Source organism: Grimontia hollisae CIP 101886, assembly GCF_000176515.1.
In the GTDB taxonomy this organism is placed as follows: Bacteria; Pseudomonadota; Gammaproteobacteria; order Enterobacterales; family Vibrionaceae; genus Enterovibrio; species Enterovibrio hollisae.
In genome coordinates this window covers 164,902-184,779 of the sequence record NZ_ADAQ01000010.1, presented here as the reverse complement: position 1 = coordinate 184,779, position 19,878 = coordinate 164,902, and the positions used below count along the sequence as shown (strand labels likewise).

Below are 19,878 nucleotides of genomic sequence, written 5' to 3'. Positions count from 1 at the left end.
CACATGGCGTCGCTACCAAAGTGACGCCATGTGATTGAGATAATGCACGTAATTATCGAGATCTTCCTGAGTGTCGATATCAATATGACATTGATCAATCGCGACCACGTTAACCACATGTTTTCCATTATTGAGTAAATACTTGGCTCCCGACTCGCCTTCCAGCATTTTTAATTCTTCAAACAGGGTGTTAGACGCAATAGCAGGAACACCGATAGTGTCGTGATATTGGCAACAAACCGCATCGTTGATGTGTTCGATAAACACTTTCCAAAGCAGCGCTACATTGTCGCTGCTCACCGCGGGTTGATCCGCCAGCATAAAAAGAATCGCGTCATACTCTTTTTCAAGCTTCCCGGTAACGGAAGAGATCACGCTGCCAATGCCTTCTTCCCATGTGTCGATATAGAGTATTCTTGCAGGCCAGTTGTGTTTCTGACAGGCACTCTCCAATTCTTTGTGCCAAAAACCCGTGGTGATAAAGATGTCTTTGGTGATCGCAGCAGCCGCATTGATGGGGAAGCTGATAAGCGGTGCGCCATTAATTTCTGCTAGTGCTTTGCATTGCTTGAATCGGGAAGCGCGGCCTGCAGCGAGTATTACTGCGGCAAGTTTTATCATTCTTATATTATTCCACTAAATGAGTTGGCATCGGCATCGTTAAGTGCTGCCATGCATTCAGACAGAATAGAAAGTCCGATCCCTTCTGGCAATGCTGCTCCGAGTTGCAAGCCTGCCGGCCCTGCAAGTTTGCACGATAAATGTGACTCGTGTAGCTCTGCAATTTGAAGAACATCTTCTTTTCGGTGCGATGGGCCAAGTAATGCAATGTAAGTCAAACGGGTTGACTTGAGTGCTTTGAGCACGGAGGCATCAAGCGAGATGTTATGTGTCATCACGATAGCTGCATCGACGTAAAAATCATGACAATACTGCCCCAAAGACGCTGGTTCAGAACGGATGATGGCGTTTGCCAGAGGAAAATAGTCCCTTCTTGCATTCGCAGGCCGTGGGTCCCATAAGGTGACTTGCCAACCCAGCTGGTGCGCAAGCGCAACAATCGGCCTGGCATCATAACCGCCACCGCAAACAAGCAAATGTACAGGCGGCTGTATATAGGTTTTCAGCCAGGTCTGCTCACCTTCTTCAATGCTCTCGCCAATGGTGTGTTTGTCGGCCATGTACTGGTGGATTCGCCCTGAAGGTAAGTAGTTTGCTTCAATGTTACTCCCGTTTTTGGCGATCATTTGATAGTAGTATCCGCACTGACGTTGTTTGAGCGCTTCATGGATTTTATCCAACAGCAGATAGCGATTATTGGCGTTAACAGGTTGCAGCATGATATGAACGGTGCCACCGCAGCCTATACCAAGTTGAAAGGAAAGATCGTCTTCATCCTGACTGTCATAGGTCAGGGTACAGGCTTCTCCTGTCATCATGACTTTCTTGGCATGGCGCTGGATGTCTGACTCCAGACATCCGCCACTCAACATACCAAGTTGTTGCCCAAGACTGCTGAAAAGCATCATTGCACCGGCTTTTCGATAGCAGGGCCCCTTCGTTTCAAAGACGGTTCCGAGTACCCATTCGGCGTTATCTTTGTCCGGAGACCACTGATCCAACAAGTACAGTAGATGGTTTGACATTTCCTTTCCTTTTTACTTACCCAGCCTGAACGTTTACGACATTTTCATTGGTAAGTCGTAAAGCCGCTTACCGGTTGCCGCAAATACAGCGTTTGCAACGGCAGGTGCGATGGGGGGCGTGCCTGGCTCACCAACGCCAGTTGGTGGTTCCGCAGATGGCACAATGTGAACCTCTATCTCCGGCATTTGCATCTCCCGGAGCACCTGATAATCGTGGAAGTTTGACTGGACGGTTGCACCGTTTTGCAGCGTAATTTCACTGACAAGGGCAGGTGATAGTCCAAAACCGATCCCGCCTTGCATTTGTGTTTTGATGATATCCGGATTGATTGCAACACCACAGTCCACTGCGCACACCACGCGATCAACCGTGATCTGACCGTTTTCAACGGTCACTTCTACTACCTGAGCCACAAAGGTACGGAACGATTCATGAACGGCCACACCTCTGCCTTTCCCTTTCGCAAGTGGCTTACCCCAATCGGATTTCTCTACGGCTAGGTTTAACACACCGAGATGACGGGGATGGTTTTTGAGGAGCGCACGGCGCAATTCGACGGGATCTTTCCCTGCTTTATGTGCCAGTTCGTCAAAGAAGGTTTCAGTAGAAAACGCGTTGTGCGTATGTCCGACAGAGCGCCACCAAACAACCGGGACAGGTTGTTGAACGGTATGCAGTTCAACGGCAAGGTTGGGAATGGCGTAGGGCAGTGTTGATGCGCCTTCAACAGAGGAGGAGTCCACACCATCTTTTACCATAAACTGCTCAAAGGCCGTTCCTGCCGCAATTGACTGCCCAACAATGCGTTGCTCCCATGCTGAAAGGTTGCCATCAGCATCAACCGCACCACGGATCTTGTGAACGTACATTGGACGGTAATAGCCTGCCTGCATGTCGTCTTCACGTGTCCAAACCAACTTAACGGGAACCCCTGGTTTTGCTTTTGCAATCATGGTGGCTTCAACGACGTAGTCCGAGTGGGGGTTGCCACGACGCCCAAAACTGCCACCGGCAAACAGGGTATTGATAGTGACATTTTCCGGCTTGATACCAAGTACTTTGGCGACGGCATACTGGTCGATAGTTTGAAGCTGTGCGCCATACCAAAGCTCAGCCTTACCATCACCAACCAATACCACACAGTTCATAGGTTCCATTGGCGCGTGGGCAAGGTAGGGGAAGTAGTAGGTGGCCTCGATAACATCGTCGGAAGCGCCGAGTACTTTGTTAGCATCACCTTCGTTGCGTGCAGGCTGGCCGGGGCGTTGTGCTAACGCTGTGTACTCTTTTTTAAGTTGCTCGGTGCTTTTGTTGAATGCAGAGCGAGCCCACTCTATCGTCAACTTGTCACGGCCGGTTTTCGCACTCCAAAAGTCTTTCGCGATAACAGCGACGCCATTTGGAATTTGAACCACATCGACAACTCCGGGAGATTGTTTCGCTGTCGTTGCATTAAATGACACCACTTGTGCGCCAAACGCTGGGGGATGGGCGACAACCGCGGTCAGCATCCCTTCAAGTTGTACGTCTTGCGTGAAAGTGGCCGTACCGTTGCTTTTCCCTTGATCTTTACGCAAGGTACCTGTTTTGCCGATGATCGTGAACTGCTCAGGGGTTTTCAGGGTGACCTGCTCATCAGAGGGGACAGTTTGCAATGCAGCAAGTTCGGCCATTTCGCCATAACTGGCCGACTTTCCAGATGCATTGTGTGAGAGTGTGTTGCTACTGGTCATTATTTCAGATGGCGACACTTCCCATACTTTCGCAGCAGCATTAATCAACATGGCTTTTGCTTTTGCTCCTGCCATTCGTAATTGCATAAAGGAGTTGGCTATCGCCGTACTACCGCCGGTTCCCTGAACAGGACCAAAAAGCAGGTTATTGTATTGATTGGCGTTTGCGGGGGCGGCTTCAGTGGTGACCTTGCTCCAGTCGGCATCGAGTTCATCGGCCGCAATCGTGGCCAAGCCGGTAGTGATACCCTGCCCCATGTCTAAGTGCTTTATCAAGATGGTGACCGTGTCGTCAGATCCTACACGCACGAAGGCGTTTGGTACGAAAGAGGTGCCGGCTGTTTCTTTATCACCAGCAGCAACAGAAGGTAGGTGAACGCCCAAAGTTAACCCTGCACCTGCGGTAGACATCAGTTTGATAAAGTTGCGGCGACTGGTGCCTGACTGTGTAGTATTTTTTAATAAAGCCTCTTCAGGCACATAACCGTTCAGAAAATCGCGCATGGTTCTATCCCTGTTTCAGTTCAGTGGCGGCTTGTTTAATCGCTTCACGAATGCGTACATAGGTCGCGCAACGGCAGATATTGCCATTCATGGCTGCATCAATGTCTGCATCAGTCGGAGCTGGGTTGTTGGTGAGTAAAGCACTGGCAGCCATGATTTGCCCTGACTGACAGTAACCGCACTGGGGAACCTGGATATCTTCCCATGCCGCCTGAATGGCTTTTGCTGCTTTTGATTCAATGCCTTCAATGGTGGTGATGTTCTGTCCTGCTACCGCCGAGACGGGGGTTACGCAGGAGCGAATCGGTTGGCCACCTATATGAACCGTGCAGGCTCCGCATTGTGCGATGCCGCATCCAAACTTGGTTCCTGTCAGCATAAGGTTGTCTCGAAGTGCCCAAAGTAGCGGTGTGTCAGCGGGCACTTCGAGCTCATAGTCCTGTCCGTTAATATTGACGGATACGCTCATAGTAGTCTCCTTCCTGGCTTGAATCGGCAGCGTAATGACATAATTTACTGCGACAAAAAGGGAAAAATGAGACCCGGCCTTTTCCCCTGCTTTGTATCAGTTATTGTTACTATGGGCGTATTTTTAGGGGTTATGTTATCGAGATGTTCCAGAGTTCTTGCCTAAAAGTCCGGAATTTCAAATCTGTATCAATCTATATGCTTATTTAGTGTCATTATCCTACGAGCGTTGAAAACTCAAGCAACCAGGAGGCATATGTATAAGCAATGGATTTTATAACTGAACTGGCAAGAAACGTTTTTGAAAAGGCGACGGGTAAATGGCAGACGGATATTCCGGGTTTAAAACTGTACGCAAGCCAGAGTCCGATTGTTCTGATGCCCATCGTATTGCAACCGTCCATATGCTTCGTCCTGCAAGCCAAAAAACGTGTCGCGACGGGTCAGCAAGCGTATGTTTACAGCGCTGATTCCTATTTAATTAATTCGGTGACACGGCCAGTTGAAGCAAGTCTACTGGATGTGACTGACAGTCACCCGTATGTGGGGTTCAGTCTGAACATCGACCAACAGATGGTTGGGCAATTGATGATGGAAATGACGCGATGGCAAAAAGAGATGTATTCTGCTCCTCAAAGCGGATTTACACAGTCAGCGCCTATAACGCCAGAGATATCCAATATCGCTTCCCGTCTGTTAGGGCTATTGAATGATGAAATGGACAAGGAGATCCTGGCACCGTCGATTTGTCGTGAACTTTACTATGCAGTGCTTAAAGGACCTGGGGGCGGCCTGCTCCGCAACTGTGTTAGCAATCATACCGGTGCGAACCGTATTGCTCCCGTCGTTCACTATATTGAGCAGAACTTTGAGCGAAACCTTACCATTGAAGAAATTGCAAGTGTCGCTGGAATGAGTGCTTCCACTTTGCATGATCATTTCAAGCAAGTCACAACAGTTTCCCCAATGCAGTATGTAAAGTCTCTGCGCTTGCACAAGGCACGGTCGATGTTGTCAGTCGGGTATCAGGTTGCGGAAGTCTGTTATGGCGTGGGTTACAGCAGTCCGTCTCAATTTAGTCGTGAATTTAAACGCTATTTTGGCGTGACTCCAAGTGAAGCCAGAACCATGGTCACTACCATAGAATAAAGAAAACAGCCTGAGTGAGAGGCCTGCTCCAGCATGGTTAAACGGTGTCCGGTATTTGGCGTTAAAAGTTGAACAGGACATCAAAATAAAATTGTTCTTTGTACAGGCCGTTAGCGCGGTAAGTCGCCCCGACAGAAAGGATCTCGGTTGAATGGAATCGACTACCCAGTTCGACAACTGAGCGTGTGTCGTCTGAATCAAATGCAACTTGGCCGACTAACAGGTTTGCTTCAATTTGGGGAAGTACCCACGCTTTGGCGCCGACATTTACGCCATAAGCCAGATCACCCCAATCATGTTTATCGTCTTCGGGAAACTTCACCGAATAAACGCGTGCATCACCATGAATGTCGATAAACTCATTGACAGGTGCGTGAAACCCCACACCACCAGATGCTAACCAGTCACCTTCAAACTGACTGCTTGCATTGGCGATAAAATGCGCGCCATCCATGAAAGCCATCCGACCCGTTGCGCCAAGACCAGAAGGGTTGCCAGTAAAACCTACTTCAAGGTTGGTGTAATTAAAGTTTGTCGCCATAGCAGCAGCGGACGTCAACCCCAGTGTGGTAACAATCACGTTGATGGCACATGATGTTCTTGAATTTTTCACAGCGTTCCCTGCAGCAAGTTTTTGAATGTGATACGAGAAAGTGTATGGCTTGCTACACGAAAACTTTAGTAACGATTCAAATAACTTTGACGATCATTACAAACTAATTACTCTCAAATGCTTGGCTTAGCATTTTTTTGTAATCGCTGTGATATCTTTGCAGTCCAGATCAACGTTTATCCCCACACAATCTGAAAACCAATACCTTCAGGTTGCTGGGGATATTCCTATTCTTTCTTTGGAATATTTTCATGTTATCTACCTCAAAAGCGCTGATGGTTCAGGGTACGACTTCAGATGCCGGTAAAAGCGTTATTGTCGCTGGGCTGTGCCGTTTACTTGCCCGCCGGGGGGTCAAGGTTGCCCCTTTCAAACCACAAAACATGGCACTCAACAGTGCTGTCACAAAAGATGGGGGAGAAATCGGCAGGGCGCAGGCCTTTCAGGCACTTGCCTGCGGTATCGCACCAAGTGTCCACATGAATCCTATCTTGTTGAAGCCAAGCTCAGATTGTGCTGCCCAGGTGATTGTTCAGGGGAAAGCGGTTGGTGCCATGGATGCGATCGGTTTCCAATCTTATAAGGCATTTGCCATGCCGCCAGTTATGGAATCCTTTTCAATTCTGGCGTCTGAATATGACTGTGTGTTGATTGAAGGGGCTGGTAGTCCTGCTGAAGTCAATCTCCGGGAGAATGACATCGCCAATATGGGGTTTGCTGAAGAAGCGGATGTGCCAGTGATCATTGTGGCAGACATTGATCGTGGCGGTGTCTTTGCGCATCTGGTTGGTACGCTGGATTGCTTGTCACCGTCAGAAAGAGATCGCGTTGTGGGCTTTGTGATAAACCGGTTCAGGGGAGATATCAAGCTGTTGGAACCCGGACTGGCGTGGCTGGAGGAAAAGACGGGTAAACCAGTATTGGGTGTTATTCCTTACTTGCAAGGGCTAATGCTCGATGCGGAAGATGCGGTTGATACCAGTCAGCAGCCTATTGATACAGACAAAGAGGTGTTGAATGTTGTGGTCCCTGTTTTGCCAAGGATTAGCAACCATACGGATTTTGATGCATTGCGCGCCCATCCTCAGGTGAATCTCCAGTATGCTCCGCCAGGGCAGGCAATACCGCCTTGTGACCTGATTATTATTCCCGGCAGCAAGAGCGTGATTTCTGATCTCAACAGCCTTCGCGAATATGGTTGGGACAGGCAGATAGAAAGGCATCTTCGTTATGGTGGAAAAGTGATTGGGATATGTGGCGGTTACCAAATGCTGGGTAAACGCATCGCTGATCCTCTGGGGCTCGAAGGAAGAACGCATGAAGCCCAGGGACTGGGATATCTGAATGCGTCGACAGTCATAGAAAAAGAGAAAGTGCTCACCCAGAAATGTGGGCAGCTCACGTTGAATAACAAGGTGAGCATAGTCACGGGATATGAGATTCACATGGGTGTAACGGCAGCAAAAGGTGTGAGACCTATCACGTGCGATCAAGGGAGTGATGGGCTCATTAATGCGGACAATAATGTCTTTGGTACCTATTGGCATGGGGTGTTTGATTCGCCAGAAGCCCTTGCGCTTATCTTGGATTGGGCAGGCTTATCTGATGCAAAACACATTGATTTAGCGAAAGAAAAACAAAGAAGCCTGGATGTGTTGGCTGATACGCTTGAAGCGCACTTAGATTTGGAAAAATTGTGGCCGTTAATCAAGGATATTACATCGGTAGCACGTAATATGAAATAGTCAACAAAAGTGAAGAATATTAATTTTCGTGAAAGCGTAAAAATAGATTTGCACTTGATAGAAATTGGCGATAAGTTAATTGCAAAACAAGTAGGGAAAACGCGCCGCTGTGTCATTGACGCGTAGCGGAAAGCATGTAGCAGGGTGAATGAATGAGCTTCCATCAAACAGACGATGTTCGAATTAGCAATATTAAAGAACTTTTACCGCCGATTGCCATATTGGAGAAATTTCCGGCAACGGAAAGAGCGTCTGAAACAGTGTATAACGCCCGTCAGGCGATTCACAATATTCTGAATGATAAAGACGATCGACTGCTGGTGGTTATTGGCCCATGCTCTATCCATGACCCTGAAGCCGCAGTGGAATATGGAAAAAAACTCAAAGCGATCCGTGAACGGCTGAGCGACCGTCTGGAAATCGTCATGCGCGTTTACTTTGAAAAACCGCGCACCACTGTGGGTTGGAAGGGATTGATTAACGACCCTTATATGGACGACAGCTTCAAACTGAATGATGGCTTGCGTATTGGCCGTAAGCTGTTGTTAGATATCACTGATATGGGGTTGCCTGCAGCGGGGGAGTTTCTGGACATGATCACACCGCAATACATGGGTGACTTGATCAGCTGGGGGGCTATCGGTGCACGTACTACGGAATCACAGGTTCACCGTGAGTTGGCTTCGGGTCTGTCTTGTCCTGTGGGCTTTAAGAATGGCACTGATGGCAACATTAAAATTGCAACAGACGCTATTCGTTCAGCGAGTTCCTCACACCACTTTCTGTCAGTGACCAAGTTTGGTCATTCGGCCATTGTGGAAACCTCAGGGAATGAAGATTGCCATATTATTCTACGCGGGGGGAAAGAGCCGAACTATTCTGCAGAACATGTTTCTGATGTGACTGCGCAACTGAATGCTGCAAATCTTCGCAACAAGGTGATGATTGACTTTAGCCACGCAAACAGCAGCAAACAGTTCAAGCGCCAGTTAGTTGTGGGCGAAGATGTTGCGAACCAGATCGCTGGCGGTAATGAGGCTATTTTTGGTGTCATGATCGAAAGCAATCTGGTGGAAGGCCGTCAGGATTTGGTGGATGGAAAAGCAACGACTTATGGACAAAGTATCACTGATGCGTGCATCGGCTGGGAAGATACAGAGAAAGTGTTGAACATTTTGGCTGATGCCGTTCAGGAGCGTCGCGCGACGAAGAAATAAAACAAACGTTTCTAATTAAAATGCCGCCAACATGGTGCTATGTTGGTGGCTTTTTTAGTTTAAATGGCAATGTTTAGCCCGTTCATATTCCGGATGATTTGTTCAAAAATTTTGCTTGATATATCAATCAAGGCATCGGGGAAATCATATTGGGGGTCATGAAGTGGGGGATGGGCTGCACCACTACCTAACCCGAAAAATGCAGATGGCCATGTGTGGGAATATTCAGCAAAATCTTCTGACCAGCGCATAGGAACATCTAAATCGGTGTGGTCAAAGCCCAGATCTTTACACGCTTGTCTTAACAGCATGTTTGCCTCGCTGTGATTAATGGTCGCATTGAACCTGTCGAACCACTCAATAGCCAATGCTAAACCATCGCGCTCAGCAACATGGCGGGCCTGCTTTTCCACTTCTTTACAAACAAAGCTAAGGCACTTATTTCTGTCACTTCGCAATGTTGCCATCAGCATTCCTGTTGCAGGTGTTGTGCCAAATGTCGGTTGCCCCAGATTAACGTGAACAACGGTCGCTAATGTAAAACTGTGAGGGATAGATGTGGGTAACGTTTCGATAGATTGTATTAATTCGGCAATGGCTGATGTGGGGTTGATGGCGGTTTCTGAATACGCGGCATGGGCTGTTTTCCCTGCCAGTTTGATCGCAACACCTGCAGATGCACAGGAGAAAGTGTTTTCACGACATAGCATCTGGCCCAAAGGAAAGCCCGGCACATTGTGATAGCCGAAAGCATAGTCAATTTGGCCCGGTGACCATCGGTTGTCGTCCAGCATGGCTCTGGCGCCTAAACCGTTTTCTTCCGAGGGCTGAAACAGCAGGGTAACCCGGCCCCGCTGAAGCGGTGAACAGGATAAGCGATGTGCCAACGCCATCAGACTTGCAGTATGTCCATCGTGGCCACAAGCGTGCATGATGCCGTTTTTGACAGAACAATGTCTGAGTGATGAGATTTCTTGTATCGGTAAGGCATCAATATCTGCCCTGAAAAGTAGGTTCGGGCCCGGCTCACCGCTATCAATATCAACCACAATGCCATGGCCACCGATTCCTGTTAATGGCATGTAACCAAAGTCACGCAGTGTTTTAGCAATAACCTCTTCGGTATTGCATTCTAAGCCAGACAGTTCTGGCATCTTATGCAACTGGTGACGAAACAGGATAGGGTTGAACATAGCTTCACCATACGCGCAGAAATAAGCTCCACACTCTACGTGCTGGTTAAGGGTATTTGTGTGATCGGGATCGAAACTGTAGGGAGTCAGGGAGCAGAGTGGTCAATGGTAGGACTTGTGCGTCTGATGAAAGAAAAATGGCAAGCTAGTGCTTGCCACTTAATGCAGTGAAGTGTCTATAGATTACTTACGAACACCTTCAATATGCAGCTCTAGGTCCACATAGCTTGATGCCCCCATAACCGCGATATCATAGTCTTTCAGTTCGATACGTGTTGTGCCTTCAAAACCTGCGCGGTAGCCGCCCCACGGGTCTTCGCCCGCGCCGATAAAGTTAGCGGCAATGGAGATTGGATGCGTTTTACCGTGCAGTGTCAGGTCTCCATTGATGGTCAGTGTGCCATCGCTGTTTTCTTCAACCGACGTGCTCTTGAACGTCGCAGAAGAAAACTTGGATGCGTTGATAAAATCACCACTGCGTAAGTGCTTATCACGCTCTGCATGGTTTGAATCCAGGCTTGTGGTGTCGACAGTCACAACCACGCTTGAGTCGGTCACTTTCGCTGGATCGTAGGAGAATTCGCCCTCAAAGTTATTAAAACGGCCTTTGATAAAGCTGTAGCCCAGATGTGGTACTTTGAAGTTGATGGATGCATGTGCTCCTTTTGTGTCGATGACATAGCCATCTGCTGAAGCCATGGTTGGCAACAGGGTTGCCGCAGCGAGTCCCAGAGCAACAAGTGTCTTTTTCATAGCGATTTATCTCCAAGCATTTTCCGTAATGTATTGTCTTTATTGATGAAGTGGTGCTTTAGTGCCGCTGCAGCATGCAAAATGGCTAATCCGATAAGCACAAATGCAGCATAGTAGTGAATGGTACCGGCAATGTCAGACTGGTTTGGAAACAATTCACCGAGTGCAGGCACTGAAAACCAGGTGAAAACGTCAATAGCTCTGCCGTCAGACGTAGAAATCAAATAGCCGGATATAAAAATTAAAAACAGAAGAACATAAATCAGGTAGTGCGCGGCATGGGCCCCTGCTTTTTCAAGCCGGTTTCCTTCAATCGCTGGTGTGCCTTTCAGTGTGCGCCAAATTAGCCTGAAAACAGTGAGGGCAGCAAGGAGAATGCCGATAGACTTATGCCAATAAGGGGCCGTTTTATACCAATTACTGTAATAAGTCAGGTCAACCATCCACAAACCGACGGCAAACAAGCCGACGACCACAATAGTTGTTAGCCAGTGAATGATGCGAAGAACAGCATTATATTGCCTCGGGTGTTCCATGTTTCAGCCGTATCCTGTCATTAATTGTTGATGAGAATTATAATCATCATTAAATGTAGGTGAACCAGATGCAACTGAACAACTTATTCTAAAAAATTGATGGAACCCCACTCTTTGTATAATAAGCGTCACTCTTCCTGTTTCCAGCTCAGGCTGAGTGATACGGAATCCGCGAAACGTAGGGCGTGAGGCTTGTCGATAGTGACATTGGCATACGTTACCCAATGGTGTGAACGTGCAATATCTAAGACACTCGACACCAATTTTTCTAACAAAAGGAATCGGCCATTTTCAACATGGTCGATGATAGCCTTGGTGATCACCTTGTAATTGAGTGCTTCTTCAACATTGTCATTAATACAGGCTTTCTGACCCGGATAATGGATTTCTATATTGAGTACAACGTCTTGTTTTTTCTGCTGTTCCTCCGGGTTGAAACCAATATAGGTGCGCAAACGAAGATTGGTAATTTTGATAACGGCGTTTTGCATAGTGTAGTTTCCATACGTAGGTATAAGAGCGGGCTTATTTGAGTGCTCGGCCACCGTCCAGATTGATACTCTGTCCGGTCATATAGCGACTGTTCAAGATAAACTCGACCGCATTAATCACCTCCTGCTCACCGGGTGCAATCCCCATCAGAGATTTAGACAATGCCTTTGCCCTGTATGTTTCATCATCCCTTTCATTAAACATAATGAGGGCAGGGGCAATACTGTTCACTTTAACAGCTGGCGCTAATTTCTGGGCAAAGGAAAGGGTCAGATTATCCAGTGCGGCTTTGCTGGCTGCATAGGCAATATGTTTTTCACTGCCTTTGCGGACGACATAATCGGTAAAGTGAATGATATCAGATCCGGCAGGCCTTTCTTTTGCCATAAAGGGTGCCAGGGCCAGGTTCAATAGGTAGGGCGTTTTAACATGGATTTGCATCATAGCATCCAGAAGGGTGGCGTAATCATCAGTCTTGCTTTCCGCGTTCCAGTCTGATGCATTGTGAATGAGTGCCCGAATTATCACATTACGCGCGGCAAGTTCACGGGCGAAATCATGGATTGCTTTATCCGTGGAAAAATCTGCCTGAATGCACGTCACACCTGCTTCCCTTAGTATGTTTACGCCCGGTTTCTCTGAACGGTAGGAGGCGATCACACCATAGCCTTGCTGCTGAAAATGGATCGCGAGCGCAAGTCCAATTCTTTGTCCGGCCCCGGTGATTACAATTGTCTTTTCAGTCATATCATTCTCTTTAGGTCTTTGCATGCATGTTACGAATATGACAGATAAACGATCATTCTGGTAGCGTCGGCATAAATATAAAAATCAGTATGTTAGATACTAGCAGAACGCTGTGTGGAGGTTGGATGCAAAAACACGTTAGGTTGTGGGTATAACTTAAAAAGCGGTTAGGGTGGGTTGTCCTTGGCTGCATGTGTTTGAAAATCGCCGCAAACGTCTGTTAGGTGAACACTGAGTAATTCATGCCTTTAGAGGGAAACGTTACCAAAGCGATAGGGGGCCTTTCCATTGTATCGACCACCTAATTTGGTATACCGAAGGTTGCTAACTACACTGAATGTAACGCATTGAATGAAAAATGTTATTGGAAACAATCGGTCTTCATTTTGTTGACAATTTTTTATAGTTAAGATGTGTTTTTGAGATTTTTGTCACAGGTTTCTTTGTGTTTTGGGCTGAGCGAAGTTTTAAATTGCGAGTAAAGACAAATTTGACGATAATATCGTATTAATATGCTTATGCCTTGGTTCATCCGCGGTTAAGCAAAAATTAATAGAATTCGTCTTATAATAATAAGGTTTGTATCCACAAACCCTTTGGACATCAAACAATCATAAGGCATTGGTTTGGCCGCCGACATCCTAATGATTGGTCCAATTTTTGGCGTTACTGCATAGCTGGACTTTACTCTCGCTTGCTGCGTGAAAAGTCAAACAAAGTAACCACATACCCGGCTTCCATGGTCCGGGTTTTTTATTGCCTGATGATAGCTAAAAACAAAAAAAGCCAGACGTTTGTCTGGCTTTTTAGATGAGCTGGAATTATTTGCTTTTTTCTTCCGCTTCTCCTGCTTTTTCAGCGATGACCGCAAATTCACGGGTGGGCTTACCAATGATAGAGCGGGTAGGCTCCTTCACGTCTATTAGCACTACTTCGATAGTATCGCCTAACTGGAATTCTGTCGTGCCATCGACAGAGATGGTGCCGAGATCGCCATTACATTCGATACGATCCTTGTTATCAACAATCATTGGTGCGGGAATGAAGGCCATTGCGCCATTTTCCAACAGTCGCACACGCATGCCCGCACGGTTAATATCGAAGATCTCTGCCGTGAACGTGGTTTTTGCTTCTACGCTATCTTTTAGCAGCCGGACATACAGCCAATCTGCGACATCACGTTCCGCCATACGATGGTGTTTGCGGTGCAGGGCGAGTTCTTCACCGATCGTTTCATCGGGTGTCTGTGCTGAATTTTCGCCACGGATAATCGCTTTGAGCAAGCGGTGGTTAACCATATCCCCGTATTTACGGATTGGTGATGTCCAGGTTGCGTAAACGTCCAAACCCATTGCGAAGTGAGGTGCAGGAGTGTTCCCTATTTCACTGTAGGATTGGTACTTGCGGATACGGTTATCTAGATACGTTGTTTCCTGTTCATTCAACCAGCGTCTCAATGCACTGAAACCGTCAAGTGTTGCTAGGGCTTCGGCAGTCACTTCACCGCCATGACTGTTGAGCAATTCAACCGCATCTACGATTTTCTCTGGCGCAAACCCCGAGTGAGTGTTGAAAACACCGAAGCCAAAGTGTTCGCGCAATGTTCGGCCGGCGCAGATGTTGGCTGTGATCATCGCTTCTTCAACCATACGGTTGGCGATACGGCGGAAGTCAACGTGAATGGCGATAACGTCGTTGTCTTCACTCAACTCGAAACGGTAGTCGGGGCGGTCAGGAAACGTCACCGCATTGGCTTCACGCCAAGCAATACGTGCTTTCGCCAAACCGTGAAGTGCATTGATTTGTTCGGCAATCACCTCTGAAGGTGTCCATTTGTCACAGCGACCGGTTTCCAGAAGATCGGAAACATTATCATAAGCCAGACGACCCTGTGATTTGATTGTGGCAGCAAAGAATGTTGCATCATCTGCAATCGTGCCGTCAGCAAGCACAGTAACACGGCAACACAGGGCCGGGCGTATTTCTTCTTCGCGCAGCGAGCAAAGATCGTCACTCAGCTCACGTGGGAGCATGGGAATATTGCGACCTGGCAGGTAAATCGTAAAGCCACGCGCGCGCGCTTCTTTATCCAGGTCAGTGCCTTGTGCGACATACGCTGTCGGATCGGCAATTGCTATTGTCAGTGTAAATGTGCCATCGGCATTAGCAACCGTGTGCAAGGCATCGTCCATATCTTTGGTCGATTCACTGTCGATAGTAATGAATGGCAGTCCTGTTAGGTCTTCACGAGTCAGCGATTCATCCAACATTTCCCAGCCGGATTGAGGGGCTGGTTCCTGGTTTGGAAGATTGTGCTTGGCTAACGTCACCCACCAAGGGGCGATCTTGTCGTTGGCATCCGTGATTTTTTCACTGATTTCACAGAAAAAGTTATTGTCACCCTTCAGTGGATGCTGAATGAGTGTTGCGACCACCCAATCGCCTTCGGCAAGTGCATCATGACTCAATCCTTTTTTAGTTTTTGCACGAATGGCGTCTTTCAGCTGAGGGTTATCCGGCACCACATTCAGCTTGTTGCGGATCATTTTCACACGGCCAATAAAACGATCGATTGACTGCTCCAGCAGCTCGTCAGGTTCAGCGACTTCTTTGTCATTTTCGGTGCGGATAAGCGCGACGACTTTGTCCCCGTGCATCACTTTTTTCATGTATGCAGGGGGGATGAAGTAGCTTGTTTTACTGTCGACCTCGAGGAAGCCAAAGCCTTTTTCTGTTGCTTTGATTGAGCCTTCTTTTTTTGGAATGGTCTCTTTGATTTGCTGTTTTAATTGTGCGAGTAATGGATTGTCTTGAAACATTAGCCTGGTCTCAGATTGTGAACCCACACACTATACGGATTCACACCGTCAAAACCAAGCAGTCACACATTAATCCTGTGTGTCGTCAGTGGCTGCGTACTTGGATAAGGGGGAGAGAAAACTGAGAAGCTACGTATTGAAACAGAATAAAAACATCAATATACATCCCAAAGTTAAGGGAGCGTGAATGCCAAATGTCGTAACAATGACAAAATGAGGCGCAGTCAACACAGGGATGAAGTGGGTTGTTTATGGAAAGTTCTGAAGCACTTAAAACGTATGCACTCGAGGAGTCCAACAGCACGTTTGAAAAATGGTGCGAGGATATTTTTCGTCGGCTGGATCGTCAGAATAATATTGAAAATATTGCGCTTTTTGTATGGATAGAGGATGAACTCAAACTGGCAGCCAGCCAAACTCAGTCTGTTTTCAGCTTTTACCCTTCTTTTAAGCCTACCGAAGAGTACAGTGGCTATTACATTGATTGGGCACGTCTGGCGTGCCAGCGCAGGGAGCAATTTTCGTTTATATCTGGGTTACCTTTTAACGCAGACTGGCAACAAAACGATGACCAATGGGAACATGCAGTCATTCCCCTGTATAAAGGGGAAGAAAGGTTGGGTTACCTGTTGATAGAGTCAGAAACGACAATGTTGCAGCGCAGGTTCAAACCGGAGCACTTCAAATGGCTGCTAAAAAATGTTGATGCTCACATGAAATGCAAAGTGCTCGCACACCGGTTAAGTCAGCAAACTACCTGTAGTCGCCGGAGTGAACTCAATCTCGCTTTAAACAACCACACATTGGCTTCTCAACTGGCATACCTGAAAAATCTGCACGAAATATCCCTTCGTTTTACCAAAGCGACAACGATTCATTCCCTGTGCCGTATTGCAGTTGAGCTGGGACGTGATCGCTTACAAGTTGACCGCATGGGAATATTCCTCTGTGATTTGGAAGCCCAAAAGATGTGGGGAACCTGGGGTACAGATCCTCATGGCAATGTTGTTGATCGCTCTGAGTTTTGTCAGGAAATGCCCAATACCCTATTTATGGAAGAAGCCTTTACTAAAAAGAATGAGCTTATCGTTAAGGAGAATGTGCCGCTTTACTTTGGTACTGAGCAGGTCGGGGTTGGCTGGAACGTCATGATGGCGATGTGGAACGTCGATGAGTGTATTGGTTGGATAGCCGGTGACAACCTGCTCTATAAAACCCCGCTTGATGAGCCAAAGAAAGAAGCTATTAAACTGTTGGCTGCTTCTGTTTGCCAGAAAATCGTTAAGTTGCGTGAAACGGAGACGGCAAAAGCGCGTTTTGAAGAGTTGCTGGATGTTAACAGCCGTCACGTGAGTGAGCTGAAAACACTGAAGCAAAAACTGTTTACTAAAAAGCAGGTTGAACGTTGGATGAACACCAGCGATAAAGAAACGGGTTTACCAAACCAACAGGCACTGATGATTGCAATACCAGGTTTGGTAAAACAAGCCCGGAAAACCAAGCAGAAAGTGGCGGCTATCTCGATAGAAATTGATGCCTTTCACGGCTATCGAAAATTATGTGGCAATATGGCTGCCATCAATCTGGTGAAAAAAGTCGCAGATGTGTTGGAGTCCCCAACCCTCCATCATCTGCCCGGCATGATGGGTTACGCCGGATCAGGTCGATTCTCGATGTTGCTGTTGCATGATGATGTTCTGGTATTGCGCGAAATTTCTGAAAATATGGTTCGCGCGGTTTACCACCTGAATATTTCCAATACGAATTCTATCCATTATCAGCGTGTTACTATCAGTGTAGGGGTAACCCAAGATTCAGTTTCTCTATTTTCCAACAACAAGAAAGTGCTTAAAGGGGCTAAACAACTAAGAGCGACAGCTGCAAAACTGGGGCAGAACCGTGTTTGTCTTGACTGAAATAACAGCAAAATGGTACGGAAATGACCCATTTCAGTCAATAATCCATCAGTCGTAGAAAAAATTGTGAACTTGTTCAATTTTTTCTGGCTTTTTTTGGTTTAATGGCGCAGAATGCACGCCTTATTTGTCGAGGCCCGTAGCGTTAGATACTGTTACAGAGAGTAGGATGTCACCGAATCTTAGATGGTGACCCTGTATCAGTGAAAAATAACAGTGCGAAACCGTTAGAGGGGCCCCGTTACTTTTGTTTATATATTGGGATCCCAATGCAAGAAACTGTTACAGAATTTCGCCAGTTAGATCTGGCTGAAAACATCCTTTCCGCTCTTGACGCAATCGGTTTTGTTTCACCAACGCCCATTCAAGCGGCCTCGATTCCCCTCCTTATGACCGGTGTTGATGCACTGGGTAAAGCGCAAACCGGTACCGGTAAAACGGCGGCGTTTTCACTTCCACTGCTGAACAAGCTGGACCTGGGCCAACGTAAGCCACAAGCTATCGTGATGGCGCCAACCCGTGAACTGGCGATTCAGGTGGCTGCTGAAATGAAAGCGCTGGGCCAGAAAATTGATGGTCTAAAGGTGCTGGAAATCTACGGTGGTGCGTCTATCGTTGACCAAATGCGTGCTCTGCGCGCCGGTGCACACATTGTTGTGGGGACGCCGGGTCGTGTGAAAGATCTGATCAATCGTGAGCGTCTGCAATTGGACGAAGTGCATACCTTCGTATTGGACGAAGCTGACGAAATGCTCAAGATGGGCTTCGTTGATGATGTCACTTGGATCATGGAGCAGGCGCCGGAATCTGCACAGCGCGTGTTGTTTTCTGCCACCATGCCGCCAATGGTGAAGGAAATCGTTGATCGCTTCCTGCGTGAACCAGCACGTATTGATGTTGCTGGCAGCAACCGTACTGTTGAGAAAGTAGAACAACAGTTTTGGGTTGTTAAAGGCGTAGAAAAAGATGAAGCAATGTCTCGTCTGCTTGAAACAGAAGAAACTGACGCATCGATTGTATTCGTACGCACCCGCCAGGACACTGAACGCTTGGCTGACTGGTTGAGTGCGCGTGGCTTCAAAGCGGCTGCGCTGCATGGTGATATTCCTCAGTCTCTGCGTGAGCGTACGGTTGAGCACATCAAACGTGGTGTTATCGATATTCTGGTTGCGACTGACGTTGTGGCCCGTGGCCTTGATGTGCCACGTATTACCCACGTCTTTAACTACGACATTCCGTTCGATGTTGAGTCATATATCCACCGTATTGGCCGTACTGGTCGTGCGGGACGTGCCGGTAAAGCGATTCTGCTGGTTCGTACTAACCAAATCCGCATGCTGCGTACCATTGAGCGCGTAACCTCTACCCGAATGGAAGAAATCCAGCTTCCACTGCGTGATAAAGTGGCTGAGGCACGTTTGGCGCGTCTGGCAGCAGATTTGCACGAGCAGAAAGAATCAGAAAGCCTGGAAGCGTTTGTCGGTCTTATCGAAAAATTGCAAGAGCAAATTGATGTAGATACTGCGACATTGGCAGCCATGTTGCTTCAACGCCAGCAAGGCAAGCGCCCACTGTTCTACAATGGCCCTGATCCTTTGATTGCGGCGATGGAGCGTGAAAGCCGCCGTCGTGATTCACGTCGTGATGACCGTGCTCCACGTGAGCGTTCAGAGCGTGGTGAGCGCCGTAGTTACAATGCTGCTGACTGGGATACTTACCAACTGCAAGTTGGTCGTGATCAAGGCGTACAGGTTAAAGATATTGTTGGTGCAATTGCGAACGAGTTAGGTCTGGAGAAGCAATTCATCGGCTCTATCAAACTGGCAACAGGCCACACTTACGTCCAGTTGCCGAAGAAAATGCCAAAAGAGATTCTGGGCCAACTGAGACAGCTGCGTATTCGCCAGAAAGCCACTGATGCACAGCTGGTTGAAGGGCATGTTGACATGGCACCACCACGTCGCCGTAACGGCGGTGACCGCAATGGCGGTGATCGTGGTCCTCGTCGCTTTGATGACCGTGGCCCACGTGGTGGTAACCGCAGTGACAAAGGTCGTCGTTTTGACCGTGATCGCAGCGGCGATCGTCGCTCATTCCGTGGCGAACGCCGTCATGCAGAGGCTTAATTTCACCGTCTGAAGATAAACGTCAAAACCCGCCATGTGCGGGTTTTTTACTGTCTGTTTTATAAGGATTTTAATTGATAGTAACAATATCCGACAGGTAATACGGTGTTGGACGTTACCAAAGCAATGAATGCTGTTCCAAGGATTGGGACGTAATGGTATTCGGGAGATTACTATATTATTGAGACAGCAAGCCGAAACTGGGCGTTTTGAACGTATT

The 19,878-nt window shown here is 47.6% G+C and carries 16 protein-coding genes; 5 read left to right on the top strand and 11 right to left on the bottom strand.

Going from position 1 to position 19,878, the window contains the following annotated elements; translation table 11 throughout:
* Nucleotides 1–12 precede the first annotated feature (12 nt).
* Genes VHA_RS05600 through VHA_RS05585 form a run of 4 tightly spaced genes read right to left on the bottom strand, consistent with a single transcriptional unit; the run spans nt 13 to nt 4,353 of the window.
* Entirely contained in the window at nt 13–621 is a 609-nt protein-coding gene (locus tag VHA_RS05600) for a nucleotidyltransferase family protein (protein WP_005502632.1), read from the bottom strand.
* 2 nt (nt 622–623) lie between these two features.
* Nucleotides 624–1,646, bottom strand: a complete 1,023-nt coding sequence (locus VHA_RS05595; protein WP_040528280.1) for an XdhC family protein — start codon at nt 1,644–1,646, stop codon at nt 624–626.
* A gap of 33 nt (nt 1,647–1,679) precedes the next feature.
* Complete coding sequence (locus tag VHA_RS05590) at nt 1,680–3,884, bottom strand: xanthine dehydrogenase family protein molybdopterin-binding subunit (protein ID WP_005502628.1); 2,205 nt, start codon at nt 3,882–3,884, stop codon at nt 1,680–1,682.
* A 4-nt stretch (nt 3,885–3,888) separates the two neighbouring features.
* Entirely contained in the window at nt 3,889–4,353 is a 465-nt protein-coding gene (locus VHA_RS05585) for a (2Fe-2S)-binding protein (RefSeq protein ID WP_005502627.1), read from the bottom strand.
* A 266-nt stretch (nt 4,354–4,619) separates the two neighbouring features.
* On the opposite strand from VHA_RS05585, the gene VHA_RS05580 reads away from it, so the two are divergent.
* On the top strand, nt 4,620–5,501 hold the full coding sequence (locus tag VHA_RS05580) for an AraC family transcriptional regulator (RefSeq protein ID WP_005502626.1): 882 nt from the start codon (nt 4,620–4,622) through the stop codon (nt 5,499–5,501).
* A gap of 61 nt (nt 5,502–5,562) precedes the next feature.
* Here VHA_RS05580 and VHA_RS05575 read toward each other — a convergent pair whose 3' ends face one another.
* Entirely contained in the window at nt 5,563–6,114 is a 552-nt protein-coding gene (locus VHA_RS05575) for a hypothetical protein (RefSeq protein WP_005502625.1), read from the bottom strand.
* 251 nt (nt 6,115–6,365) lie between these two features.
* Here VHA_RS05575 and VHA_RS05570 point away from each other — a divergent pair, with 251 nt between their 5' ends.
* On the top strand, nt 6,366–7,859 hold the full coding sequence (locus VHA_RS05570; protein ID WP_005502623.1) for a cobyric acid synthase: 1,494 nt from the start codon (nt 6,366–6,368) through the stop codon (nt 7,857–7,859).
* A 152-nt stretch (nt 7,860–8,011) separates the two neighbouring features.
* Nucleotides 8,012–9,076 (top strand): 3-deoxy-7-phosphoheptulonate synthase AroG, encoded by a 1,065-nt coding sequence (gene aroG / locus VHA_RS05565; RefSeq protein ID WP_005502620.1) that lies wholly within the window; start codon nt 8,012–8,014, stop codon nt 9,074–9,076.
* Nucleotides 9,077–9,135: 59 nt separating this feature from the next.
* Here the strand turns inward: aroG and VHA_RS05560 are convergent, their stop codons facing one another.
* The 6 genes from VHA_RS05560 to VHA_RS05535 form a co-directional block, all read right to left on the bottom strand.
* Nucleotides 9,136–10,269 (bottom strand): amidohydrolase, encoded by a 1,134-nt coding sequence (locus VHA_RS05560; protein ID WP_005502618.1) that lies wholly within the window; start codon nt 10,267–10,269, stop codon nt 9,136–9,138.
* Nucleotides 10,270–10,452: 183 nt separating this feature from the next.
* Nucleotides 10,453–11,022 (bottom strand): YceI family protein, encoded by a 570-nt coding sequence (locus VHA_RS05555; RefSeq protein WP_005502614.1) that lies wholly within the window; start codon nt 11,020–11,022, stop codon nt 10,453–10,455.
* Complete coding sequence (locus VHA_RS05550; RefSeq protein ID WP_005502613.1) at nt 11,019–11,558, bottom strand: cytochrome b; 540 nt, start codon at nt 11,556–11,558, stop codon at nt 11,019–11,021. The genes VHA_RS05555 and VHA_RS05550 overlap by 4 nt, the downstream gene beginning before the upstream one ends.
* 128 nt (nt 11,559–11,686) lie before the next feature.
* Nucleotides 11,687–12,049 (bottom strand): dihydroneopterin triphosphate 2'-epimerase, encoded by a 363-nt coding sequence (gene folX, locus VHA_RS05545; protein ID WP_005502611.1) that lies wholly within the window; start codon nt 12,047–12,049, stop codon nt 11,687–11,689.
* Nucleotides 12,050–12,083: 34 nt separating this feature from the next.
* Nucleotides 12,084–12,797, bottom strand: coding sequence for a dihydromonapterin reductase (folM, locus tag VHA_RS05540; protein WP_040528279.1), 714 nt, complete (start codon nt 12,795–12,797; stop codon nt 12,084–12,086).
* 821 nt (nt 12,798–13,618) lie between these two features.
* Nucleotides 13,619–15,616 (bottom strand): exoribonuclease II, encoded by a 1,998-nt coding sequence (locus tag VHA_RS05535; protein WP_005502607.1) that lies wholly within the window; start codon nt 15,614–15,616, stop codon nt 13,619–13,621.
* Between the two features lie 251 nt (nt 15,617–15,867).
* On the opposite strand from VHA_RS05535, the gene VHA_RS05530 reads away from it, so the two are divergent.
* Both VHA_RS05530 and VHA_RS05525 read left to right on the top strand, forming a co-directional pair.
* Complete coding sequence (locus VHA_RS05530; RefSeq protein WP_040528278.1) at nt 15,868–17,532, top strand: GGDEF domain-containing protein; 1,665 nt, start codon at nt 15,868–15,870, stop codon at nt 17,530–17,532.
* Nucleotides 17,533–17,801: 269 nt separating this feature from the next.
* Nucleotides 17,802–19,658: a DEAD/DEAH box helicase gene (locus VHA_RS05525; RefSeq protein WP_005502603.1), complete on the top strand. Its 1,857-nt coding sequence runs from the start codon at nt 17,802–17,804 to the stop codon at nt 19,656–19,658.
* Nucleotides 19,659–19,878 lie beyond the last annotated feature (220 nt).

Excerpts from the sequence above, each read along its gene's own strand:
- VHA_RS05600 (WP_005502632.1), bottom strand. The coding sequence starts at position 621 with ATGATAAAACTTGCCGCAGTAATACTCGCTGCAGGCCGCGCTTCCCGA.
- VHA_RS05585 (WP_005502627.1), bottom strand. The coding sequence starts at position 4,353 with ATGAGCGTATCCGTCAATATTAACGGACAGGACTATGAGCTCGAAGTG.
- VHA_RS05535 (WP_005502607.1), bottom strand. The coding sequence starts at position 15,616 with ATGTTTCAAGACAATCCATTACTCGCACAATTAAAACAGCAAATCAAA.
- VHA_RS05555 (WP_005502614.1), bottom strand. The coding sequence starts at position 11,022 with ATGAAAAAGACACTTGTTGCTCTGGGACTCGCTGCGGCAACCCTGTTG.
- VHA_RS05560 (WP_005502618.1), bottom strand. The coding sequence starts at position 10,269 with ATGTTCAACCCTATCCTGTTTCGTCACCAGTTGCATAAGATGCCAGAA.
- VHA_RS05580 (WP_005502626.1), top strand. The coding sequence starts at position 4,620 with ATGGATTTTATAACTGAACTGGCAAGAAACGTTTTTGAAAAGGCGACG.
- VHA_RS05525 (WP_005502603.1), top strand. The coding sequence starts at position 17,802 with ATGCAAGAAACTGTTACAGAATTTCGCCAGTTAGATCTGGCTGAAAAC.
- VHA_RS05570 (WP_005502623.1), top strand. The coding sequence starts at position 6,366 with ATGTTATCTACCTCAAAAGCGCTGATGGTTCAGGGTACGACTTCAGAT.
- VHA_RS05590 (WP_005502628.1), bottom strand. The coding sequence starts at position 3,884 with ATGCGCGATTTTCTGAACGGTTATGTGCCTGAAGAGGCTTTATTAAAA.
- folX (WP_005502611.1), bottom strand. The coding sequence starts at position 12,049 with ATGCAAAACGCCGTTATCAAAATTACCAATCTTCGTTTGCGCACCTAT.
- aroG (WP_005502620.1), top strand. The coding sequence starts at position 8,012 with ATGAGCTTCCATCAAACAGACGATGTTCGAATTAGCAATATTAAAGAA.
- VHA_RS05530 (WP_040528278.1), top strand. The coding sequence starts at position 15,868 with ATGGAAAGTTCTGAAGCACTTAAAACGTATGCACTCGAGGAGTCCAAC.
- VHA_RS05595 (WP_040528280.1), bottom strand. The coding sequence starts at position 1,646 with ATGTCAAACCATCTACTGTACTTGTTGGATCAGTGGTCTCCGGACAAA.
- VHA_RS05550 (WP_005502613.1), bottom strand. The coding sequence starts at position 11,558 with ATGGAACACCCGAGGCAATATAATGCTGTTCTTCGCATCATTCACTGG.
- folM (WP_040528279.1), bottom strand. The coding sequence starts at position 12,797 with ATGACTGAAAAGACAATTGTAATCACCGGGGCCGGACAAAGAATTGGA.